The sequence below is a fragment of the Sphingomonas sp. ABOLE genome (genome assembly GCF_003950455.1).
Taxonomy (GTDB): domain Bacteria; phylum Pseudomonadota; class Alphaproteobacteria; order Sphingomonadales; family Sphingomonadaceae; genus Sphingomonas; species Sphingomonas trueperi.
In genome coordinates this window covers 39,513-62,313 of the sequence record NZ_QQWY01000013.1, presented here as the reverse complement: position 1 = coordinate 62,313, position 22,801 = coordinate 39,513, and the positions used below count along the sequence as shown (strand labels likewise).

17 protein-coding genes are annotated in these 22,801 nt (G+C 69.2%); 4 read left to right on the top strand and 13 right to left on the bottom strand.

All coding sequences use genetic code 11. From position 1 onward, the window contains the following. Positions 1 to 40: 40 nt before the first annotated feature. The 10 genes from panB to CA234_RS10110 all read right to left on the bottom strand — a co-directional run bounded on the left by panB (position 41) and on the right by CA234_RS10110 (position 9,893). On the bottom strand, positions 41 to 901 hold the full coding sequence (gene panB / locus CA234_RS10155; RefSeq protein WP_126001618.1) for a 3-methyl-2-oxobutanoate hydroxymethyltransferase: 861 nt from the start codon (positions 899 to 901) through the stop codon (positions 41 to 43). Positions 902 to 949: 48 nt separating this feature from the next. Next, positions 950 to 1,327 carry a hypothetical protein gene (locus CA234_RS10150; RefSeq protein ID WP_126001617.1) on the bottom strand — a complete coding sequence of 126 codons (378 nt, stop codon included), beginning with the start codon at positions 1,325 to 1,327 and terminating at the stop codon, positions 950 to 952. A gap of 138 nt (positions 1,328 to 1,465) precedes the next feature. After that, positions 1,466 to 1,813: an ArsC family reductase gene (locus tag CA234_RS10145; RefSeq protein ID WP_125976506.1), complete on the bottom strand. Its 348-nt coding sequence runs from the start codon at positions 1,811 to 1,813 to the stop codon at positions 1,466 to 1,468. 6 nt (positions 1,814 to 1,819) lie between these two features. Continuing rightward, the gene (locus tag CA234_RS10140) at positions 1,820 to 2,230 is read right to left on the bottom strand and encodes a GNAT family acetyltransferase (RefSeq protein ID WP_126001616.1); all 411 of its coding nucleotides are present in this window, start codon (positions 2,228 to 2,230) and stop codon (positions 1,820 to 1,822) included. A gap of 32 nt (positions 2,231 to 2,262) precedes the next feature. Next, positions 2,263 to 3,561, bottom strand: coding sequence for an MFS transporter (locus CA234_RS10135; RefSeq protein ID WP_126001615.1), 1,299 nt, complete (start codon positions 3,559 to 3,561; stop codon positions 2,263 to 2,265). 39 nt (positions 3,562 to 3,600) lie between these two features. Next, positions 3,601 to 5,736 carry an acetate--CoA ligase family protein gene (locus CA234_RS10130; RefSeq protein ID WP_125976499.1) on the bottom strand — a complete coding sequence of 712 codons (2,136 nt, stop codon included), beginning with the start codon at positions 5,734 to 5,736 and terminating at the stop codon, positions 3,601 to 3,603. Positions 5,737 to 5,753: 17 nt separating this feature from the next. Further along, positions 5,754 to 6,590, bottom strand: a complete 837-nt coding sequence (locus CA234_RS10125) for a p-hydroxycinnamoyl CoA hydratase/lyase (protein WP_126001614.1) — start codon at positions 6,588 to 6,590, stop codon at positions 5,754 to 5,756. 28 nt (positions 6,591 to 6,618) lie between these two features. Then, positions 6,619 to 7,092 carry a DUF3237 domain-containing protein gene (locus CA234_RS10120; protein WP_126001613.1) on the bottom strand — a complete coding sequence of 158 codons (474 nt, stop codon included), beginning with the start codon at positions 7,090 to 7,092 and terminating at the stop codon, positions 6,619 to 6,621. A 9-nt stretch (positions 7,093 to 7,101) separates the two neighbouring features. Then, positions 7,102 to 8,553, bottom strand: a complete 1,452-nt coding sequence (locus CA234_RS10115; protein WP_126001612.1) for an aldehyde dehydrogenase — start codon at positions 8,551 to 8,553, stop codon at positions 7,102 to 7,104. Between the two features lie 77 nt (positions 8,554 to 8,630). Beyond that, positions 8,631 to 9,893, bottom strand: a complete 1,263-nt coding sequence (locus tag CA234_RS10110) for a YceI family protein (protein WP_241213432.1) — start codon at positions 9,891 to 9,893, stop codon at positions 8,631 to 8,633. Between the two features lie 250 nt (positions 9,894 to 10,143). On the opposite strand from CA234_RS10110, the gene CA234_RS10105 reads away from it, so the two are divergent. The 3 genes from CA234_RS10105 to CA234_RS10095 all read left to right on the top strand — a co-directional run bounded on the left by CA234_RS10105 (position 10,144) and on the right by CA234_RS10095 (position 13,936). After that, positions 10,144 to 12,219: an outer membrane assembly lipoprotein YfiO gene (locus CA234_RS10105; protein ID WP_126001611.1), complete on the top strand. Its 2,076-nt coding sequence runs from the start codon at positions 10,144 to 10,146 to the stop codon at positions 12,217 to 12,219. 73 nt (positions 12,220 to 12,292) lie between these two features. Beyond that, complete coding sequence (locus CA234_RS10100; protein WP_206431162.1) at positions 12,293 to 12,928, top strand: DUF3142 domain-containing protein; 636 nt, start codon at positions 12,293 to 12,295, stop codon at positions 12,926 to 12,928. A gap of 72 nt (positions 12,929 to 13,000) precedes the next feature. Next, positions 13,001 to 13,936, top strand: coding sequence for a hypothetical protein (locus CA234_RS10095; protein ID WP_241213431.1), 936 nt, complete (start codon positions 13,001 to 13,003; stop codon positions 13,934 to 13,936). A 16-nt stretch (positions 13,937 to 13,952) separates the two neighbouring features. Here the strand turns inward: CA234_RS10095 and CA234_RS10090 are convergent, their stop codons facing one another. Together CA234_RS10090 and CA234_RS10085 are read right to left on the bottom strand one after the other, a co-directional pair. Further along, a complete protein-coding gene (locus CA234_RS10090) occupies positions 13,953 to 15,704 on the bottom strand; it encodes a ShlB/FhaC/HecB family hemolysin secretion/activation protein (protein WP_125977311.1) in 1,752 nt (583 codons plus the stop codon). A 3-nt stretch (positions 15,705 to 15,707) separates the two neighbouring features. Then, entirely contained in the window at positions 15,708 to 21,674 is a 5,967-nt protein-coding gene (locus tag CA234_RS10085; protein ID WP_164521769.1) for an MBG domain-containing protein, read from the bottom strand. A gap of 566 nt (positions 21,675 to 22,240) precedes the next feature. On the opposite strand from CA234_RS10085, the gene CA234_RS10080 reads away from it, so the two are divergent. Then, positions 22,241 to 22,621, top strand: a complete 381-nt coding sequence (locus tag CA234_RS10080; RefSeq protein WP_125977313.1) for an alpha/beta hydrolase — start codon at positions 22,241 to 22,243, stop codon at positions 22,619 to 22,621. Here CA234_RS10080 and CA234_RS10075 read toward each other — a convergent pair. Continuing rightward, positions 22,611 to 22,799, bottom strand: coding sequence for a hypothetical protein (locus CA234_RS10075; RefSeq protein ID WP_125977314.1), 189 nt, complete (start codon positions 22,797 to 22,799; stop codon positions 22,611 to 22,613). The two genes, CA234_RS10080 and CA234_RS10075, sit on opposite strands and share 11 nt — an antisense overlap. Positions 22,800 to 22,801 lie beyond the last annotated feature (2 nt).

The window sequence follows — 22,801 nt, the reverse complement described above, 5'->3', positions numbered from 1 at the left end:
CTTAGCGCCGCGTCTCGTGAACGCAAATCGCCCTACTCCGTCAGTCCTTCGGCGCATAGACCTGATCCGGTCCCGGAAAGGCCCGCGACCGTACCTCGCCCGCATAGGTTTCAACCGCGGCGGAAATGCGGCCAGCCAGATCGTCATAGCGCTTCACGAAGCGCGGGGTGCGCTCGAACAGGCCGAGCATGTCCTCGGCGACCAGCACTTGGCCGTCGCACTGGGCCGAGGCGCCGATGCCGATGGTGGGGCATTGGACGGCCTTGGTGATCTCCACCGCGATCGGCTCGACCACGCCTTCGACGACGATCGCGAAGGCGCCCGCCTCGTCCATCGCCACCGCATCGCCGACCAGCTTGGCGTGCTCCGCCTCGCTGCGGCCGCGCGCGCCATAGCCGCCAAGCACGTTGATCGCCTGCGGGGTCAGGCCGATATGGCCGATCACCGGAATGCCGCGCTCGTTGAGGAACTTGACCGTCGGCGCCATCGCCGCGCCGCCTTCGAGCTTCACCGCCGCCGCGCCGGTTTCCTTGAGCAGCCGCGCCGCGCTCTCGAACGCCTGCTGGGGCGAGGCTTCGTAGCTGCCGAACGGCATGTCGATGACGACCAGCGCGTGATAGCTGCCGCGCACCACCGCCGCACCGTGCGCCGCCATCATCTCGAGCGTGACCGGCACGGTGGAGGGCAGGCCGTAGATCACCTGGCCCAGGCTGTCGCCGACCAGCAGCATGTCGCACTGCTCGTCCATCAGCTGCGCCATGCGCACCGTGTAGGCGGTGAGCATCACCAGCGGTGCGCCGCCCTTGCGCTTGCGGATCGCCGGCACGGTGACGCGCTTCATCGGCGCGGGCGTGGGGTTGGCGCGGCTGGTGGCGGTATCGAGGGTAAGCTGGTGCGACATGGCGCGCGGTCTAGCGGGTCGCGGGCGGCCTTGCCAGCCCGCTCCGGATCAGCGGAGCCAGCCCCGCCGGGTCGCCATGCCGGCGAGCCAGATCTGGAAAATCGCAACACTGAGGATGAAGGCGGGGATCACCAGGGCCTGCACCGGGCCCGACAGCCCGCCGGTGGCGAACAGATAGCCGAACTGCACGATCACTGCGGCGAGCGAGACGACGTACAGCAGATTCGCCTTGCGCGAGCGGCGCAGCATCGCGAGCGAGCCCAGCAGGCTGGCACCGACCCCGATCGCGTAATCGACCAGGAACCAGCGCGGCACCGCCTGATAATATTCCCAATTCCAGAAGCTTGGCACGTCGCCACGCTGCGACGCCAGGGTCGCGTGCGCATAGAAGACGAGGCAGCCGAACAGCCCCCACAAGACCAGCATCGTTGCGACCGTGCGAAACCAGCTGGCTGGCCGTTGTCGAATATAAGACGCCATGCGATCCCAGTAACCCGTCTCGTTTATCGTGTTAATTTAGGATAAACACGGTGGTTAGGCCATGAATGTGTAAATTTTTCGTGCTCAGAGCAACGCGCGGGCATAGCGTTCTGCCGCGAATCCGATCAGCAAACCGCCCGGATATTCCAGCACAGGCCGTTTGATCATCGACGGCTGCGCGATCATCAGCGCGCGCGCCTTGGCCGAATCGAGGTCGATCTTGTCCATCTCCGGAAGTTTGCGGAAGGTGGTGCCGGCGCGGTTCAGCAGCGGCTCCCAGCCCTCCGCCGCGATCCAGTGATCGAGCCGCGCTGGGTCGACACCATCGGCCTTATAGTCATGAAACACATAGCGAATTGCGTTGGCGTCGAGCCAGGCCCGCGCCTTCTTCATCGTGTCGCAATTCTTGATTCCGTAGAGTGCGATGGTCATGCGCGCTTAGTGAAGGAAACGGCCGAGGGTCACAACCGGCTGCACCTCCAGACCCACCGCGCGATAGAAACCGATCGCCGCATCATTGCCGTCGCGGACCATCAGCTGGAGCTTGGGGCAGCCCCGCGCGCGCAGCCAGGCTTCGGCGGCGGCCATCAGCGCGCGGCCATGCCCCTGCCCCCGCGCCGACTCGGCCACGGCGAGATAATAGGCCCAGCCGCGATGCCCGTCCTCGCCCACCATCGCGGTGCCGAGCAGCGTATCCCCACCGAGGAGGAGCAAAATGGCGGAGGTGCTCCCCTGCACCGCACGGTCGAAATCGGCGGCGGGATCGTTCCACGGCCGGGTGAGGCCCGCCGCCTGCCACAATGCGATGACGTCGTCGCGGTCGCCTACGCTCGCTTCCCGGATCTGCATCGCGCCAACCTATCGCGCGTAGTGCAGCGCGGCTATCCCCGCCTGAGGCCGAGCAGCGCTGCCGCCGCGACCAGCGAACCGCCCGCCATTGCCAGCGCCACCACCGGCAACCCGAGGTTCATCGAGAAGAGCAGCCCGGCAACGATCGGCCCCAGCGCCGCGCCGCCGCGCCCGACGCCGATCACGAAGCCCGTGCCCGATCCGCGCGCCGCCGTGGGGAAGCTCTGCGCGATCAGCGCGTACATGCCGACGACGCCGGCATTGGTGCAGAACCCCGCAATCCCCGCGACCAGCGCCAGCCCGCCCAGGTCGCGCTGCCCCTGGCCGAACAGCGCTACCATCGCGGTCGCCGCGACCAGCGCCACCACCAGCAGCGCCCGCAGCGGCAGCCGCCAGCTGAGCAGGCTCAGCAGCACCGCCCCCACCAGCCCGCCGACATTGGCCCAGACCAGCACCCCCGCCGCCTGCGACGCAGGGTACCCCATGTCGACCACGATCTTCGGCACCCATTTGAGGATGAAGTAGAAGGTCATGATGTGGCAGAAATAGGCGATGGTCAGCAGGATCGTCGTCCGCGCCAGCGGCCCGGCGAACAGCTGGGCGAGCGGCAGCTTGGCCCCCACGTCGGCGCGCGGCGGCAGCGTTTCGATCGGTGCCTGACCCATCTTTGCCAGCAGCCGGTTCGCCCGCTCCAGTGCCCCCGCCGGCTGGCGCTGGAACAGGTAGCGGATCGACTCCGGCAGCAGGAGCCAGGTGAGCGGCAGGAACAGCGCGGTCATGCCCGCCCCGAACAGGAAGACGTGCCGCCAGTCGCCGCCGACCAGCAGCTGCGCCGCGATCGACCCGCCGACGATCGCGCCGACCGGATAGCCCGAGGCCATCAGCCCCACCGCGAGGCTGCGCGTGCGGGCATTGGCGAGCTCCGCCACCATCGCATTGGTGCAGGCCAGCATGCCGCCGATGCCGAGCCCGGTGAGCAGCCGGAAAGCGGAGAGCATCTCGACGTTGCGCGCAAAGGTCGCCGCCAGCATGCCCGCCGCCATGATCGCGAGGCACAGCAGGATCGCCGGCCGCCGCCCCGCACGATCGGCATAGCTGCCGAGCACGACCGAGCCGACCGCCATGCCGATCAATTCCATCGACAGCACCAACCCCAACGCCGCACGGTCGATTCCCCATTCCGCCGCGATGCCCGGCGAGGCGAAGCTGATCGCCAGCACGTCAAATCCGTCGAGCGCGTTGAGCAGCAGACAGAGCAGGATGCCCATCACCTGCGTGCGGCTGAGCGGTGCCTCGTCGAGCCGCGGCAGGATTCCGGGTGACTCCGCCATTTCAGACCTCTCCTTCGGGGCTTTCGCGCCCCTTGTTCTTCAGGCGATGAGCATCAGCGCGTCGAGCGCCACCACCCCTTCGCCCATTGGGTGCACTACCACGGGATTCAGGTCCACCTCGCGGATGGACGGCTCGGCGATCAGCACCTGCGCCAACCGCGCGATCAGCGCCGCGACCGCTGGCACGTCGAGCGCGGGCGCCCCCCGCCATCCGCGCAAAATCGCCGCGCTCTTCAGCTGGTGCAGTTCGCGTTCGATCGCTTCCGGCGTCAGATCGCAGGGCAGCAACCGCACATCCTGGAGGATCTCCGCCGTCACCCCGCCGAATCCGGCGAGGATCACCGGCCCCCATTCGGGATCGCGCTTGGCACCCACGATCAGCTCGACCCCGCGCTTGCCCATGCCCTCGACCAGCACGCCGTCCAACGTCAGGTCCGGCCGGTGCCGGCCGACATCGCCGTGTAGCTTGCGCCAGCCGGCGCGGAGCTCGCTTTCGTCGGCAAGGTTCAGCACCACACCGCCCGCGTCGCTCTTGTGGCTGAGCTCGGCCGATTGGGCCTTGAGCACCACCGGATAGCCGATCTCCGCGGCGATCTGCACCGCCTCGTCCGCCGTGCGGGCGAACCCGCCCCTGGGGAAGGGCAGGCCCAGCGGCGCCAGCACCGCCTTCGCGCGATATTCCGGCACCACCCCACCGAGCGGCAGGTCGTCGCAGGCAAGCGGATCGGCGTCGCAGATCGTGAAGTCGCGCGCCGCATGCGCCGAAAGCCGGGCAAGTGCGCGGAACACCCGCTCGGTGGAACCGAAGCACGGCACCCCCGCCGCGCGCAGCCGGGCGATGTTCTCCGTCCCCAGCGGCGCGCCTTCGTCCAGCCCGGCGAAGATCAGGGGGGTGGCGAGCGGCGCCTCCTCCACCGCGCGCAGGATCGGCGGCAGCTTGATCGACACGGTCGCGGGATCGGTGAGGATGATCCCGGCGACGATGCAGCCGAAGCGCTCGTCCGCGCCCAGCGCCTTGAGCAGGCGATAATACATGTCGGGCTCGACCAGCCCCTGCGCGGTGATGTCGAGCGGATTGCTGACGCCGACGAAGTCCGGCATCGCCGCCCGGAGTGCCGGGGCATTGGCGTCGTCGAGCGCCGGCAGCGCGACACCCAGCCCCTCGCACAGGTCGAGCGTCAGCGCCTTGAACGCGCCGGACTCCCCCAGCACCGCGGTGCCGCCGCCCGGCAAGCCCGGGCAGCGCGCCGCGATTTCAGTGATGTCGCCGAGTTCCTCCAGCGTCTCGGCGAAGACCACGCCAGCGCGCTCGACCATCACCCGCATCAGCTGATAGTCGCCCGCCATCGCGCCGGTATGCGTCGCCGCCGATTCGCGTGCGGCGCTGCTCTTGCCGGGGTGAAGCAGCACGACGAGCTTGCCCGCCGCCCGTGCCTTGCGCGCCGCCTTGAGGAAACGCTGCGGCTTGCGGAACTGCTCGACGATCATCGCGATCACCTGCGTGTTCGGATCGTCGACGCAATAGTCGACATAATCCTCGACCCCGCTCGCCGCCTCGTTGCCGGTCGAGACCGACAGCGTGACCGGCAGGTCGCGGCTGAGCAGCGTCGTCGCCAGCACCGCCGCCATCGCACCGCTCTGCGAGACGATGCCGATGCCCGCGCCGGGGCCGCGCTCGGGCACTATGGTCTCGACGAAGGTCAGCGGCACCCGCTCGACATAATTGACGAGGCCGAGGCAGTTCGGCCCTTCGATCACCATGCCCGCCTCGGCCGCGATGCGGGCGATCTCGCGCTGGTCGGCCAGGCCCTGCTCGCCGCCTTCGGCGAAGCCGGCCGAAAAGACGATCGCGGCGCCCACCTTGCGGGCGGCAAGCGCGCGGATCGTCTCCACCACCCCGGCACGCGGAATCGCGAGCACCGCGGCGTCCACACCCTCCGGGAGCGCGTCGACGCTAGGCAGGCAGGGACGCCCGCCGATCATGTCCCGCTTGGGATTGATCAGGTGGATGGCACCGGCAAAGCCGTTGCGCTCCAGATTGGCGAGCACCGAGGCGCCGAGCGCCCCGGGCTTGTCCGAGGCCCCGACGATCGCGACCGATTTCGGCCGCAACAGCCGATCGAGCGCGAGTCCGTTGGCGGTGGCGGATGGCGGGGAAAGCGTATCGACGGTCATCGGTGCCCTCCCCCGGCTCAGGCGTTGTGCTTGGACTTGTCGTACGCACCGAGGCCCGGCTTGTACGTCTTGTCGTCGATGAACTGCTTGATGCCTTCCTTGCGGCCTTCATTGTCGTAGCTGTTGGCGGCTTCCTGCGCGCGGATCAGATAATCCTCGGCATTGTCATAGGTCATCTCGCGGACCCGGCGGATCGCGTCCTTGGTCGCCTTGAGCGCCACCGGGTTCTTCGCCTGCAGCACCTTGGCCACTTCCTCGACGCGTGCCTTCAGGCCCTCCAGCGGCACCGCCTCGTTGACCAGACCCCATTCGGCGGCCTTCCTGCCGCTGATATTCTCACCCATCATCGCGTGGTACATGGCGTTGCGGAAGCCGGTCAGCTCGGCGATCACCTTCGACGCGCCGCCGCCGGGCAGGATGCCCCAGTTGATCTCCGATAGCCCGAACTGCGCCTCCTCCGCCGCAAAGGCGAGGTCGCAGCCGAACAGCGGGCCATAGCCGCCGCCGAAGCACCAGCCATTGACCATCGCGATGGTCGGCTTGTGATACCAGCGCAGGCGGCGCCACCAGCCATAGGCCTCGCGCTGGGCACCGCGCGTGGCGCCCAGGCCCTTGACCTCGTTCTCGCGGAAATATTCCTTGAGGTCCATGCCGGCGGACCAGGCGGTCCCCTCACCGCTCAGCACCAGCACACCCACATCGTCGCGATATTCGAGTTCGTCGAGCACTTCCATCATCCGCCGGTTGAGCCGCGGCGACATGCAGTTGCGCTTGTCCGGACGGTTGAAGCGTACCCAGGCGATGCCGTCGATCACGTCATAGGCAACGGTGGCGTCTTGGATCGGATCGGTCATGCTGCTTTGCCTTTCTGAAAATGCGGCGTCATTCGACGCAGTAGAAGTCGATGATCACATGGGTCGGCCGGCGGATGCCGCGCGCGACGAAAACGGTGCGCGCCAGCAAGGCGTGCGGCCCCTCGGCCACCTCAAAGCGCGGCGTGGTGCGGAAGTAATAGGCGTCGGGCTCGACCGGCTCGTCGCGCGCCAGCCGGGCGGTGACCGCCTCGCTGGCGACACGCAGGCCGGGGTTCTCGATCCCGATCACGGTGCCGTCCTCGGCCTGGAGGAAATAGCGGGCGAGCACGCGGGTGACGCCGCCCGGCAGGATCGTCTGCCAGTCGCCGCCGCCCGGCAGCACCGTCGCGCTCAGACGCGGACCGCTGACCCGGCCGCCGGTGATCGCGATGAAGCGCGACCGGCCGCCATCCACCGCTCCCCGGTCGACCGGCGGCGCGATCTCGACACGAGCCGAGAAGGCGAAGACGAGGCCGGGCGGCGGAGCGGAGGGGTCGGTCATGCGTTCGGCTCAGATCGGGAAGTGGCCGGGCTGAGTCTCCAGCGTGATCCAGCGCAGTTCGGTGAAGCTCTCGATCCCCGCCTTGCCGCCGAACTTGCCATAGCCCGAGGCCTTCACGCCGCCGAACGGCATCTGCGCCTCGTCATGCACGGTCGGCCCGTTGACGTGGCAGATGCCCGACTGGACCTGCCGCGCCACCCGGAGCCCGCGCGCCGCGTCGCGGGTGAACACCGAGGCGGAGAGGCCGTACTCGGTATCGTTGGCGAGTTCGATCGCATGCGCCTCGTCGCGGGCGCGGATCACGCCGACGACGGGGCCGAAGCTCTCGTCGCGGAACAGCTTCATCGCAGGCGTTACCTTGTCGACGACATGGGCCGGCATCAACACGCCGTGTGCCTCGCCGCCATTCACCAGCGCGGCGCCCTGGGCGACGGCATCATCGATCAGGCTCTGCACATGCGCGACGGTCTTGGTGTCGACCACCGCGCCGAGCGGCGTCTTGCCCTCGCGCGGATCACCGACCGCCAGCGTCGCGACCTTGGCCTTGAACTTCTCGACGAATGCGTCGGCCACCGCATCGACGACGATAATCCGTTCGGTCGACATGCAGATCTGGCCCTGGTTCATGAAGGCGCCGAACGCCGCCGCCTTCACCGCTTCGTCCAGATCCGCATCGTCGAGCACGATCAGCGGCGCCTTGCCGCCGAGTTCGAGCACCACGGGCTTCAGATTCTGCGCGCACCGCACCGCGATGATCCGGCCCACGCCGGTCGATCCGGTGAAGTTCACCCGGCGGACGGCGGGCGCGTCGATCATCGCGCCGACCACCTCGCCCGCATCTTCCGGCGCATTGGTGACCAGATTGACGATGCCGCCGCCGAACCCGGCCTCGACGAACGCCTCGATAATCAGCGCATGGGTGCGCGGGCATTGCTCGCTGGCCTTGAGAACCACGGTGTTGCCGCAGGCGAGCGGCGCCGCGATCGCGCGGGTGGCGAGGATGATCGGCGCGTTCCACGGCGCCATCGACAGCACCACGCCCGCCGGCTCGCGCACCGCCATAGCGATGCAGCCCGGCTTGTCGGAGGGGATCACCTCGCCGCTGATCTGGGTAGTGAGCCCCGCGGCCTCGCGGATCATCGAGGCGGCGAGCATCAGATTGAAGCGCGCCCAGCCTTCGGTCGCGCCGATCTCGGCCATTATCGCATCGACGAATGCGTCGGCGCGCGCCTCCATCGCGCCCGCCGCCTTGGTCAGCAGCGCGCGGCGGGCATTGGGGCCCTGCGCGGACCAGGCGGGAAATGCCGCCTGCGCGGCAGCGACGGCGGCGAGCGCGTCTTGCGGACTGGCAGCAGCGGCGGTGGTCGCCACCGCACCGGTGACGGGGTTATGGCGATCGAAAGTACGTGCGGCCTCGCGCGGGGCACCGCCCACGCTGAGCGCAACTCGGCTTGCAGACATGACCTCTCCTGTCCTGCGTGCTATTGTTATGTAGCATAGCTTTTATCGCAGGACAGGCAAGAGGCATCGCGGCCGATTTATTTCGCGTCGGCGGCGAAGCGGAACGTCACGGCGATGGCGTCGGGGATGGTGCCGGGATCGCTCCACTGGCCCTTGCCGACCCCGAAGGCGAGGCGCTTGACCGTGGCGGTGCCGCTCGCCTGGGCATGGTCCCCGTCGATCTTGAGTGTGAAGCGCACCGGCATCGGCCGGCTCGCGCCCGCCAGCGCCAGCGTGCCGTCGGCGACATAGCCATTGCCCTGCTTGCGGATTCGCGTGGCGGTGAAGCGCGCCTTTGGGTGCGCAGCGACGCCGAAGAAATCGTCGCCCTTCAGCGTGTCGTCGCGCTCCGAGTCGCCGCTGCTCACCGAGGCGAGATCGATGTCGACCGCGATCTTCGAATGGGCGAGGTCGTCGGGGCTGAACTGGATGTCGGCGGTCCAGCGGGCGAAGCGGCCGTTGATCGTCTCGCCGCTATAGACGGTGCGGAAGGCGAGCGTGCCGCCCGGCGCGACCTTCCAGCTGCGCACCGGCGTGGCGGCGTCGGTCGGCGAAGCGGAAGGCGTCGGCGTCGGCGCGGGGCTGGCCGAGGCTTCCGGGGTCGGCGCCGGGGCGGCCCGCAGCTCGGGCGTCGAGCCCGGGGTCGGCAGCGGCTGCGAGGGCGTCGGCACCTCGGCATTGCCCTTGTAGCGCCACGAACCGGCGAAGAACGCCGCGACGCACGCCGCCAGCGCCACGACAACAGCGATCGACAGCGCCGGACGCCGCGACAGCGCCGCCGGCATCATCCGCCCGATCACGTCGTCGCGCAGCAGATGATGCCGCAGCGCGCCCGCGACGTGCAGCACGAACAGCCCGGCGAGCAGCCAGCCGATCAGGCCGTGGATCGTCTCGGCCGGCTCGTTCCAAGCCGAGCCCAGCGGCAGGTGCGGCAACGGGATCGTGCCGAACAGCAGCGTCGGCAGCTTTACCCGTGCGGTAGAGACGATGATCCAGCCGGTGATCGGCCCCAGGATCATCACGCCATACAGGCCCCAATGCACCGCGCTCGCGAGCAGCTTCAGCGCGGGCGCACCCTCGGCAGGCGGACGCGCGACGAACAGCCGGGTCAGCAGCCGGGCGAGCGACAGCACCAGGATCAGGATGCCGACCGACTTGTGGAACTGGAAGGCGACGAACAGCGAGGATTTCGGCAGATCCTCCAGCGCCCAGCCGAGCCCCAGCTGGAACAGCAGCAGCAGCGCCAGCGCCCAGTGGAGCAGGATCGCGATCCCGCTATATCGTTGTTTCAGCCCTGCCACGCTCAGCCTCGTTCTACGGGAACGCGCGCAGCCCGGTGCGGCGCACGGAAGCGCACGAACCCGATGTCCGAGTCGGTGGCGCAACGACCCGATGTTGCGCGCATCGTGGCGTGATCGGCAAGGGCACCCCCGGAAACGCTGGGTTCCGGGTCGCGGGCTGGCGGCTACCATCGCGACATCGTACGGACTATGGCATGCTTCCTGCCGCTGCGGTAGGCGCACGCCCGCAACTTTCACGGGGGCGTGCAGCATGATCCGGACGCTATTCTTCCTCCTCCTCGGGATGGGCGCGCTGTGGAGCGTGCCCGCGCATGCGAGCGGCGATTACAGCTGCGGCCCCGCTTGGAAGCTGCGCTACGCCGCCTATAGCGGTTGCGACGACCTGGCAATGCTCGGCCCGCGCAACGACAGCCGGACAAATCTCGCGCTGCTCCTCGCCGATCTGCCCGGCGCCGCGCGGCTGGTGGCACCGGCCAAGCCATCGGTGTTCCTCGATATCGCCCTGCTGATGCCGCGCTCGGCCGATGGCGGCAGCCCGTACTTCTCCGACGGCGAGGGATCGCGCTGCCGCAGCAACGTGGCCGGCACAGAACGCTTCGAAGCCGCGATCCGCGCCAATGCGAAGGTGCCCGAGCCCGAACGCGCCGCCTTGATCGCCGCTCGGAAGGGACTGGCGCCCGACTGTACCCAGGGAACCGCGGGAAGCGCCGCGCTCGTCGCCGCGGTAAACGGGGCGAAGTCGGAGGCGGGCAAGGCGTTCGCCGCCTATCTCGACGGCGCCGCCGCCTTCTATGCCGGCGACTATGACGGCGCAGCGGCGCGCTTCGCCTCGCTCGGCAATGCCCGCGATGCGTGGCTGCGCGAGACCGGGCGCTACATGCTCGGCCGGGTCGCGGTGAACCAGGCGCAGGTCGATTATTACGACGACTATGGCTCGCCCAAGCAAAGCGCGAAGGTCGCGCCGACGCTGGTCGCCGAGGCGGAAAACGCGCTGCGCGGCTATATGAAGGCCTACCCCCAAGGCGAATATTTCTTCTCCGCGCGCGGTCTGTTGCGCCGCGTCTACTGGCTGGCGCAGGACCGCGCGAAGCTCGAGGCCGAGTATGCCGCGCTGATCGCGCTGCCGGATGCGCAGCGCGGCATCGACGCAGTGTCGCTGGCGCAGGAGATCGACGCCAAGCTGCTGGCGGGTGCCACTGCGGACTCGCTGCACGACCCCATCCTGCTCGCCGCGTTCGACCTGATGCACATGCGCACCGGGGAACGCGGCGAATCCTGCTGCGACGCCCTGTCCCGCGCCGCGCTCGACGCCCAGCGCGCCAAGTTCGCCAGCAAGCCCGCGCTGTTCGCCTTCCTCCAGGCGACCCATGCCTATCATCTCGGCGGGCAGCCGCAGCAGGCGTTGGAGCTCCTCCCCGATGCGTCGCACCAAGCGAATTTCAGCTATCTCGAGTTCAGCCGGCAGATGCTGCGCGGCATGGCGCTGGAGGCACGGGCCGACCGCAATGTGCGCGGCTTCTGGATCGACCTCCTGTCCGGCGCCAAGGCCCCCGGCCAGCGCCCCGTCGTCGAGCTGGCGCTGGCGCTGCACGACGAGCGGCACGACGGCCTCGCGCGCCTGTTCGCATCCGACTCGCCGATCCGCTCGCAGGAGATCCGCGACCGGCTGCTGATGAACGTCGCCGACGCGAAGCTGCTGCGGCAGCAGGCGCAGGCGGTGAGCGCCTCGGCGCACGAGCGCGACGTCGCGCTGTTCACGCTGCTCTACAAGGAAGCGACGCGCGGTTCGCACCGCGACTTCGTCGAGGATGTCCGGCTGGTACCGGCCAGCGCCCCGATCGAAGCCGATTATTATTTCGACTTCAGCGGCGCCAAGCCGCTGCCTACCGGGCTGTTCGTCAAGGGCAAGAAGCTGGGCGATTATGGCTGCCCGGCCTTGTCCGAAACGCAGCGCCGCCTCGCCGCTGCGCCTCGCAATGCGAAGGCGATGCTCTGCCTGGGCGAGTTCACCCGCGTGAACGGCTTGGACGGGTTCCTGCTCGACAGCCAGCCGGCGAGGGACGAGCTGGGCGGCACGCCGACACGGTTCGCCGGCGTTCCCTATTCGCGGCTGGACGCCTATCAGGCGGTGATGGCCTCTGCCGCCGCCTCGCCCGACGACAAGGCCTATGCGCTGTTCCGCGCGATCAATTGCTATGCGCCCAGCGCATCCAATGCCTGCGGCGGCAAGGGCGTGGAGCCTGCGGTTCGCAAGGGCTGGTTCCAGCGGCTGAAGCGCGATTATCCCAAGTCGCGCTGGGCGCAGGAGCTGCGCTATTATTGGTAGGAGGCTCGGGCTGCTGCTGGCACTGCCGCTGCTGCTCTCGGCGACGCCGCCCCAGGCGGCCTCCAGCGCTGCGGTGGATGCCACTCGCTACGACGCCTTCTGGCTCTGGGCGGGGGTGAAGCCGCAGCCGGCGCTTGCCCGCGCCCGCCGGATCTACCTGCTGCAGGGCGCGGTGGTCGGCGGCGACGTGCCGCGGATGATCGCGCAGCGGCCGGCGGTGCCGCGGGTCCGCCATGCCGAGCTGTGGATGGTGCTGCGGGTGGAGACGCTCGCCTGGACCCCGCAGATCGACGCGCAACTGCTCGCCGCGCTCGATCGCTGGCAGCGGGCAGGGAACCGGATCGCCGGCCTCCAGATCGATTTCGACGCGCGGACGCGTCATCTGTCGCGCTATGCCGCCTTCCTCAAGAGCCTGCGGGCAAAGCTTCCCCCACGGTACAGGCTGAGCATCACCGGCCTGCTCGACTGGAGCGCCAATGGCGATCCCGAAGGCCTGGCACAGCTGTCAGGCGTCGTCGACGAGGTGGTCGTACAGATCTACCAGGGGCGGCACGTGATCCCGGGCTATCAGGGCTATGTCGCCAAGCTGGGCCGATTGCCCATTCCGTTCCGGATCGGCCTGCTCCAGGGCGGCGAATGGACGCCGCCGCCCGGGCTCACCGCCAATCCCCGCTTCCGGGGCTATGTGGTGTTCCTGCTGAACCCGTGAACCCGAACTGCGCTTTTCGTGACGCCGCGAACCGGTGTATAGCCCCAGCGCAAGAAATGGGGGAGGAACGCGATGAAGCTGGCGGTAACGGTAGCGGCGATCGTCGCCACGGGCACGATCGGTATGGCGGGTGCATCCGCGGTGCAGACGTCGCAGCAGGCCTATGCGGCGATGTCCGACACCCCCGGCACCGGCCCCTACCCCGCCGTCAAGCGCACCGACTCCGCGCTCCCCGACCATGTGCTCTACCAACCCGCCGACCTCTCGGCGCTCGGCGCCAAGAAATTGGGCGTGCTGGTGTGGGGCAACGGTGCGTGCAGCGACGACGGCGCGAGCGTACGGCTGCACCTCGCCGAGATCGCATCGCATGGCTATCTGGTAATCGCGCCCGGCCGGATTTTGACCGGCCCCGGCGCACCGCCGCCCCCGCAAACGCCGCCCCCGCCCGGCCCGCTCGGCATCAGGACGACGACCGCGCAGGTCGCCGCCGGGATCGACTGGGCGCTGGCGGAGAACGCGCGGCGCGGCAGCCCCTTGTTCGGCCGCATCGATCCGCGACTGGTCGCGGTCTCGGGCCATAGCTGCGGCGGGCTCCAGGCGCTGGAGATCGCCGCCGATCCGCGCGTGCATGCCGTGATCGTCCATAACAGCGGGGTGTTCAAGGACGGCACCAATCCGATCCGCGGCATCACCATCGACAAGGCGGCCCTGCGGCGGCTGCACACCCCGGTGCTCTACGTCATGGGCGGACCCTCGGACATCGCCTGGCCCAACGGCAACGATGATTTCGACCGGATCGACACCGTGCCGGCGATGCTCGCCAGCCTCGATGTCGGCCATGGCGGCACCTTCCAGGATGCCAATGGCGGCCGGGTGACGCCGGTCGACGTCGCCTGGCTGGAATGGCAGCTGCGCGGCGACCCCGCCGCCGCGCGCTGGTTTCAGGGCCCGGACTGCCGGCTCTGTACCGATCCCGCCTGGACGGTGCGCAAGAAGCGCATCGACTGAACGCGGTGCGGGCGCCTCAAAGCGCCAGGGTCGCCCGCACGTTCGCGCGCACATCGCCTGCCCGGGTCGCGCCGAGCGTCTTCATCGCGACCCCGACATCTCCCGAAACCGCGAGGTGCCGCCCCACCGCCCAGTCGGCGCCTATGCCTGTCGCACCGACCGGGCCGGCGTCGCCACCGCGCAGCCGGCCGGCATAGCCAGCGTCGAGATACAGCCAGGGCTCGAGCGCCGAGGCCCATCGACCGCGCCCGATCCGCAGCGGATCGAGCCGCAGCTCGTTGCGGAGCACCGCGCCGCGATCGAACGCACCGTCGTCCAGCGTATAGGCGCGCACCTGGCCGCGTCCGCCGATGCCCAGCATCTCGGTCTGCGGCAGCGCGACGCCGCTGAACTGCCAGTTCAGCTGGTGGACCAGGCTGAAGCCGGGCAGCCGGGTGCGCCGCGAGAGCACGCCATTGGCATAGGCGTAGCGCGCCGCGCCGAACTGACGCTGCGAGGCCGCCTCGAAGGCCGCGGCCGTGTTGTGGGAATCGATTCCGCCGGGGCTGACATGCACCGCGATGTCGATCGTGGTCGATCCCAGCGCATCATGGGCCTGCAGCGCATAGCCGGCGGTGACCTGGCCGACATGGAAGCGCGACGTCGGCCGCACCAGCAGCGTGCCGAACAGCAGGTCGCCCGCCTGGGTCTTCCAGTCGAGACCGGCATAGACCTCCCCGCGCAGGCATGACGCGACATTGGCCAGGGCAGTGCGGATCGTCAGGCCATATTCTCGGGTGTGCTGGCGGGAATCGAACGCCTCGAAGGGCTGGTTGGAGCGAATGTCGCCGAAACTCGCCTCCAGGCTCGTCCGCGGCGCGATCGCCATCCAGAGCCGCCCCGCCTGGCTGACATAGCGGCTGCTGCCGCCAGGGTGGGCGCCGAGCCCGGTCAGCCGCTGGCCCGAGGTGGTCAGCTGATAGCTGGCATAGCCGTCGCGCAGCCCCGGGACATGGGCGAGCGCATAGAGGAAATAGCGGCCGATGCCCGTGTTGGGGCTGCCGCTATTGGCATAGCCGCCGCCCACCGCCCAGGGGCGCTCGCGGGTGCCGACATAGGTCACGTCGGTGGTGCCGAGGCGCTGCCCAGGCTCGAACACCGCCTCCACGCGGCGGAAGGGATAGCGGTTGAGCCAGTCGAGATCGTCGCTGAGTGCCTGCGCGTCGATCGTCGCGTCCGGGCGTTGGCGGATCGCCGCCGAGAGATGTGCCGCCTCGCCCGGGCCCACCCCGGAGATGCGCGCCTGGCCGAGCCGGAATTGCTCGACCCGCAGCGTCAGCTGGCCCGAGGAGATTTCCTGCTCGGGCGCGGAGACATGGACGAAGGGGCGGCCATGGTCGCGATAGGCCTTGGCGATCGCCGCCTTGATCGCGCTGATCTCCCGCTGCGAGAGCGGGCGGCCGATGAAGCGACGCAGCCGATCTGCGAGCCACGGCGCGTCCTCGATCCCCGCGAGGCGGATGCCGCTGTCGTCGGGCGTGGCCACCGCATCACCGGCAATCAGGGTGACGCCGCGCAGCGTCACGCCCAGCGGGGTCGGGTCGGCGGCGGGATCAACCTCGACCGGCGGCACCGGCCGCGCCGGCTCGGGCTGGAGCACGGGCGCCGGGTTGCGCTCGAGCGCCTGCGCCAGCGCCGGGTGTGGCAGCGCCATGCAGGAAAGCGGCGCGAGCCGAGCGAGCAGGCGGGTGTTGGGCGCCCCACGGCGCGCACGATCGATGGTCTGCACGGATCAGTTCTGCCGCTTGAAGAAGATACCGGGGAAAGGCCGCATCGGCATGGGTGCATCCGGGCGCTCGCCGCGAAGAGCGCCGTCGGCACCGCGCCAGACGCTCGCAGGTGCCGCGTCGCCGGTCAGACGGATCGACAAGGGCGTCGGCCGCACATTGGGATCGCGGACGACGAGACCGGTCGGGGCATTCTGGTAGACGATCGCATAGTTGGAAAGACCGGCTCCCGACGCATTCGATACGGCGATCGCATAGGGATCCGGGCCATAGGGGGCTGCCGCGCCGAAGCCCTCGCTCCACAGCGCGACCCCGTCCACCCGATCACCATTGACCAGGCCGGTCGCCTGGAAGCCCACGACGCTGGGATCGAGTGTGGTACCCAGTACCTTGCTGCTGTCCTGCGCCCGGATGATCAGCGGGCGCGGCGTCACGCCGAGGGTCGCCCCGACGAAGCTGAGCGCATAGTTGGCGCCCGCGGTCAGCGTCCCCTGGCCGATCGCATAGCTGCCGACCGGGCTCGCAGCATTCGCGCTGGTCGTCAGGGCACCGCGCAGCGTGTCGCCATGCACCAGGCCGGCACCGCCCACGCTGTAGGCCAGCGCCGGTACGGCGTCGCCATAGACCATGGTGCGATCGAGCGCGGTCACGGAAAGCGGTCGCGGCGTTACCGTCAGGCTCGCGCCGCCGAAGCTAAGCGCATAGTTGGGGCCGGCGCTCAGCGTGCCGAGCCCGATGGCATAGGTGCCGACCGGACTGGTCGCGCTGGCAGTGGTAGCCAGCGCGCCGCGCAACGTGGCTTCCAGCGTGTCGCCATGGACAAGGCCGGCAGCATCGACCGCATAGGCGAGGCCCGGCACGGCATCGCCGTACACCATGGTGCGGTCGCCTGCCGTGACGGTCAGCGCGCGCGGGGTGATCGACAGGTTCGCGCCGACGAAGTTCAGTGCGTAGTTGCCGCTCGCCGCGAGCGTGCCCTGCTCGATCGCATAGCTGCCCGCACCGCTGGTCGCGGTTGCGCGCGTCGTCAGCCCCCCGCTCAGCGTGTCGCCATTGACCAGCGCCCCGCTGTCCACCGCATAGCCGAGCGTCGGCAGCGCATCGCCATAGGTCATCGACCGTGCATCCGCCGTCACCGTCAGCGGACGCGGCGTCACCGCCATCTGCCCGCCGACGAAGCTGAGCGCATAGTTGCTGCTCGCCGCGAGCGTGCCCTGTCCGATCGCATAGCGGCCCACCGCGCTGGTCAAGGCCGCGCCGGTCGAAAGCGCGCCGCTGAGCGTGTCACCATTGGCCAGCCCGGCACCACCCACCGTGTAGGTGAGCGCCGGCAGCGCGTCGCCATAGACCATGCTGCGGTCGTTCGCCGTCACCGTCAGCGACCGCGGCGTCACCGCCAGGGTCGCACCGGTGAAGCTCAGCGCGTAGTTGGAACCGGCGCTGAGGCCGCCCAGCCCGATCGCGTACGTACCGACCGCGCTCGCCGAGTTCGCGCTCGTCGCCAGCGCGCCGAAAAGCGTGTCGCCATTGACCAGCCCCGCGCCGCCCAGCGCGTAGGTCAACGCCGGCAGCGCATCGCCATAGACCATGGTCCGGTCGTTCGCGGCAATCGTCAGCGATCGCGGGGTGACCGACAGGGTCCCGCCGGTGAAGCCCAGCGCATAATTGGCCCCGGCGGTCAGCGTCCCCTGCCCGATCGCATAGCTGCCGACCGCGCTCGTCACGCCCGCGCTTGTCGCCAGCGCGCCGCTCAGCGTGTCGCCATTGACCAGGCCTGCACCGCCTAGGCTGTAGGTCAGCGCAGGCGTGCCGTTGCCATAGACCATGCTGCGATCGTCGGCGGTCACCGTCAGCGCGCGCGGCGTTACCGACAGGGTCGCGCCGGTGAAGCTCAGCGCATAGTTTGCGCTGGCCGCCAGCGTCCCCTGCCCGATCGCATAGCCGCCGACCGGGCTCGTCGCACCCGCACTCGTCGCCAGCGCGCCGCTCAGCGTGTCGCCATTGACCAGCCCCGCACCGCCCAGACTGTAGGTCAGCGCGGGCGTAGCGTCGCCATAGACCATGCTGCGGTCCTGCACCGTCACGGTCAGCGCGCGCGGCGTGACCGACAGCGTGCCGCCGGTAAAGCTCAGCGCATAATTGGCCCCGCCGCTCAGCGTGCCCTGGCCGATCGCATAGCTGCCGACCGGGCTGGTCACCCCCGCGCTCGTCCCCAGTGCGCCGCTCAGCGTGTCCCCGTTGACCAGCCCCGCGCCACCCAGCGCGTAGGTCAGCGCCGGTAGGGCGTTGCCATAGACCATCGATCGGTCGTCCGCGCGTATCGTCAGTGCACGCGGGGTGACTGCGATGCTGCCGCCCAGCAGGCTCAGTGTGTAGTTCGCGCCCGCGCTCAGCGTGCCGAGCCCGATCGCGTACGTGCCCACGCCCGTGGTGGTGCTGACGTTCGGCGCCAGCGATCCGGTCAGCGTGTCGCCGTTGGCCAGCCCCGCACCGCCCAGCGTGTAGCCGAGGGTCGGCGCGGTCTCGCCATAGACCATCGTCCGATCGGCGGCGGTCACGGTCAGCGCGCGCGGGGTAATCGACAGGGCCCCGCCGACGAAGCTGAGCGCATAGTTCGGGCTCGCGCTGAGGCTGCCCTGCCCGATCGCGTAGCTGCCGACGTTGCTCAGCCCATTCGCGCCCGTGGCAAGCGCGCCGCTCAGCGAATCGCCGTTGACGAGGCCCGCGCCGCCCAGCCGGTAGGTGAGCGTCGGCATGGTCTCGCCATAGACCATCGCCGCATCTTCCGCCGTCACGGTCAGTGCGCGCGGCGTTATCACGAGGTCCGCGCCCGTAAAGCGCAGTGCGTAGTTGCTGGTGGCGCTCAGCGTGCCTTGCGCGATGGCATAGGTACCTATGCCGCTCGTGGCGCTGGCGTTGGTCGAAAGCGCACCGCTCAGCGTGTCGCCCTGGACCAGCCCGTCGCCGCCCACGAGATAGCTGAGCGTCGGGACGTCGCCATAGACCTGGGTCGCGGCGTTCGCCGTCACGTCGAGCGTGCGCGGGGTGATGGACAGGCTCGCGGTCATGTCGGCATAGACGAGGTCGTAGCCCGACTGCGTCGAGGCGAGGCCGCTGGCGGCGCGCACCGTGTAGCTGCCGGCGTCGACGCAGTTGCCCGTCCCGCCCGTGCAACTGTAGCGGATGGTGCCCGTGATCCGTGCCGGGTCCACCGCCTGACCGTTCGCCGTACGAACCGAAGTACTGAATCGCGTCGCCTGGTTGGTGCCGTCGTAGAGCCCGCTTGCCGCGGTGCTGCCACTGAACGAGACGGTCGCCGTCGTCAGGAATGCCTTGAGCAGCGGTGCAGTGGCGCCTTCATAGATGCGCCAGATCTTGTCCTGGCCGCCGGCACTATCGAGGTCCCACCCCTCGAAACTGCCGGCCGACGCCATCTGGGTCGTCAGCAGCCCTCTGACCAAAGGCTGTTCGTAGCTCCCTCCCGTCGGTTTCGATTGGCCAGTCGTTTCCTTGTTCCACCGGACATTCGTGTAGAAATTGCCGAGCCCGGCAATGCCGCCCGCGGTAAGGGCGTTCGAAGTGATGGTTACCTTCCCGGACGCATAGCCGAAATCGATCTGGCCGCGGTTTTCGCCAACGATCCCGCCGACCATCTCCCGGGCGGTGGCGCTGCCGGTGGCATAGACGTTGGCCATGTGGCCGCCATAGACATGATAGCCGACCAGTCCGCCCGCATTGGTGTCCGCCGCGACCGCACCGGTCGCGTACGAGATGTCGATCCTGCCCTGAACCGCCGAGTTGGTACCAACCAGCCCGCCGGCATTCTTGTTCTTTGCCGTGACCGCGCCGGTTGCGTAGGCGCGATCGATCGTGCCGCTGCCGGCATTCTCGCCGACCAGTCCGCCGACACTTTCCGAGCCTCTGACCGCACCGGTGGCGAAAGAGCGCGTGATGCGGCCCGAATTGAATCCGACGAGCCCGCCCGCGTGGTTGGACAGCCCGGTTTGCTTCACCTCGGTCAGCAAATCGAGGATTGCGCCCACGGGCGTCTTCGCAAAGGAGTCGGAGATGCTGCCCGAATCCTCGTTGCGGCCCACCAGCCCTCCGACGAAATGCGCGCCTTCGGTGGCGGCGGGGGAAATTAGCTGCGCGCCGCTGATCCGACCGAAATTCTGTCCGACCAGCCCACCGACATTGTTATTGCCGCCGGCATCCCCGCGGATGGTAACGTTGCGGATATCGCCCCGATTCACCCCCACCAGGCCGCCGACATTGCTGCCGTCGCCGGTTAGCGCCTGCACGTCGCCGGAAATGTTCTCGATCTTTCCATAGTTGACGCCCGCAAGCGCCCCCATGTTGCTGCTGCCCTTGGCGGACCAGTCGATCGCCAAGGCCGTATCGAGCACGAGGTTGCGCACCGCGGCGCCGCTGTTGACGGTGCCGATCAGACCGACATTTGTGGCATTGGTGGCGCGTATCGCCAGGTTCGAGATGCTATGGCCCAGCCCGTCCAGCGCCCCGCTCAGTTCGGCGACGACCGCCGCGGAAGCGGACTGCGAAGGCAGATCGTGCGCGAGCGCGAAATTGCCGCTCTGCCCGCTGATCGCCTGCAGGTCCGACCAGGAGTGGACCAGCGTGTATGCGGCATCGTTGATGCTGAGCGACTGGCCCGACTGCCCATCGGCGAAGGTGATCGAGCGCCCCGGAGCGAACACCACGTTGCCGCCGGTCCCGCCCTGGTTGGTCCGCAAGGCCAGCGATCCGCCGCCACGTACGGCGATATCCGCGTTGATCGCGATGCCGTGATAGGCGTTGAGCGTGAGTGTCGCCCCGGTGTTCCACGACAGGCCGGCATTGATCAGGATGTCGCCCGGACCGTCCTTCGTATAGCCATAGTCGTCCACGCCGCTGACCAACGTCACGCCGGTATTGGCGGCAAGCGTGTCGTTGATCGCGGCTGCAGCGGCGCTGTCGATGACCAGGTCCTCGGGGTCAAGCAGCCAGGTGCCGCCCGCCGCATCGATGGCCGAAGCGCCGATGCGCAGCCGGGCGCCCGAGGTCTCGATCGCGCCGGCGGATCCGCCCTCGCCCAGCGCGCGGATCGTCCCCGCCACCTCGGTGGCACCCGCCGTGCTGACCAGCCAGACCCTGCCGTCGCCCCGCCGCACGCCGGTGGCGTTGATCGTGCCGGCGCTGTTGCCCGCCAGCGCATAGACATTGCCCTGCTGCGCGCGGAGCTCGACATTGGCGGCGGCGATCGTCCCGCCATTGGCCGCGCCGGTCTGGGCGTCGCCATACAGGACGGAGAACAGCCCGCCGCCGTCATGCGCGGCGTCGCGGAGCAGTACCTTGCTGCCGGCGATCATGCCCACGGTACCGTTGGCGGCGGAGAGACTGCCCTGGTTCTCCACCACCGCACCGATCAGTGCGACATTGCCGCCGAGCGCGCTGACCTTGCCGAGATTCACCACCTTGGCCCGCGAGGTGCCCGCAAAGGTGAGGCTGCCGCCGGCCAGGAAGGCGGCATCGGGCACGTCGAGCGTCGAGGCGATGAAGCTCCCGCCGGTCTCGACGATCCCGCGCGCGCCGATAACGACGCCATTGGGATTGACCAGATACACCGATCCGGTCGCGCGCAGCAGCCCGTCGATCGACGAGACCGCGCTCCCCGTCACCCGGTTGAGCGTCGCACCCGAGCCGTTCTCGATCAGCACCCCGGCCTTTTCGCCGATCGAGAAATGGGCCCAGTCGATGATCGCCCGGTCGCTACCCTGGCGGATCGTCATCGTGCTTCCCGCCGCGCCGATCGACGCCTGGCCCGCGACGACGGTGCCCCCGCCCGGCAGCATCGTCTGCGCCTGTGCGGCGAGCGGTACGGCCCCGCCCAGGATGGTGGCACCGAGCAGCAGGCGGCGCAGGCGGCAGCCCGCGTTGCGATGGTCGGCAAGGGCGGCGCGGCGGCGCGTCAGCATGATCTCTACTCGCTCACGAAGGGAAAATGGCATGCGACGCGCAGCCGCAGCGGCATCGGAAGGCTCAGGAAGAGGGCTGGCGGCGACATGGCCGACGATGGCGCGCGCGCCCCCGGTACGCGCAGCGCCATCGTCGACCCCCCTGTTCACCGGCGCAGCGTGGCCTTTCCCCCGAAAGGCCACGCCGTGTCCCCCGCTCGGCATCATGCCCCCATGATCCCCTCCGAATGCTCGCGCGGCAGGCCTCGTCGCGCCCAGCGCGTCAAGATCGCGAACGGCTTTTGAGACGCGGTGGAAGGAGATTGAGATGTTTTGCAGCATCGGGCCGTCCACGACGGCAGCGGCAGGCAGGGGCGGCAAGACCGCCGGCAAAACCCGATTCGATAGGCCCCCGCACGTGGCGTGCGGAATCGCCAAAAAAGCGGGCATCGCATCAATCCCGGACGGCCCCGCTCCGCCAGACTGCGGCTTCGCGCCCTCTTTCGTGGCCGTGCGCGCCCCTCGATCGGGACGGGGACCTTTCAACCATCGTGGCTAGGCTACTGACCTGCCGGGAGGGACCGACGATGCCAATGCTGGACCTGCAGGACGGGACGCGCCTCTATTACAAGGACTGGGGCCAGGGCGCGCCGGTGGTGTTCGCGCAGGGCTGGTCGCTCAACGGCGACATGTGGGAAAACCAGATGATGTTCCTGGGATCCCAAGGCTACCGCGTCATCGCCTGTGCCGAGACCGACTATCGCGACGATATCGGCCGGTTCGACGTGCCGGTGCTGGTGATCCATGGCGAGCGCGACGCCTTCGTGCCCTTCGACGCCACCGCGCGCCAGGCGGCGGCGCTGTTCCCGGATGCGACGCTTAAGGTCTATCCCGGCGCGCCGCACGGCATCCTGCTCACCCACAAGGACCAGCTGAACCAGGGTCTGCTGCAGTTCCTCACGCGCTGAGCCCTCGGTGGTGCAGGGTTTCGAGACTGCGACGCGGGCCGTGGATGCGATGGGCCTCGCGCTCGGCCGCTTCGACGTCGACGCGGGTGCCGCGGCGCTCCTCGACGGCCTCGCCGCACGCGATCTGCCGCAGGCGCGGCGCGAGGATCTGCTGCGTCGGCGCTATGGCGCTTCGCACAG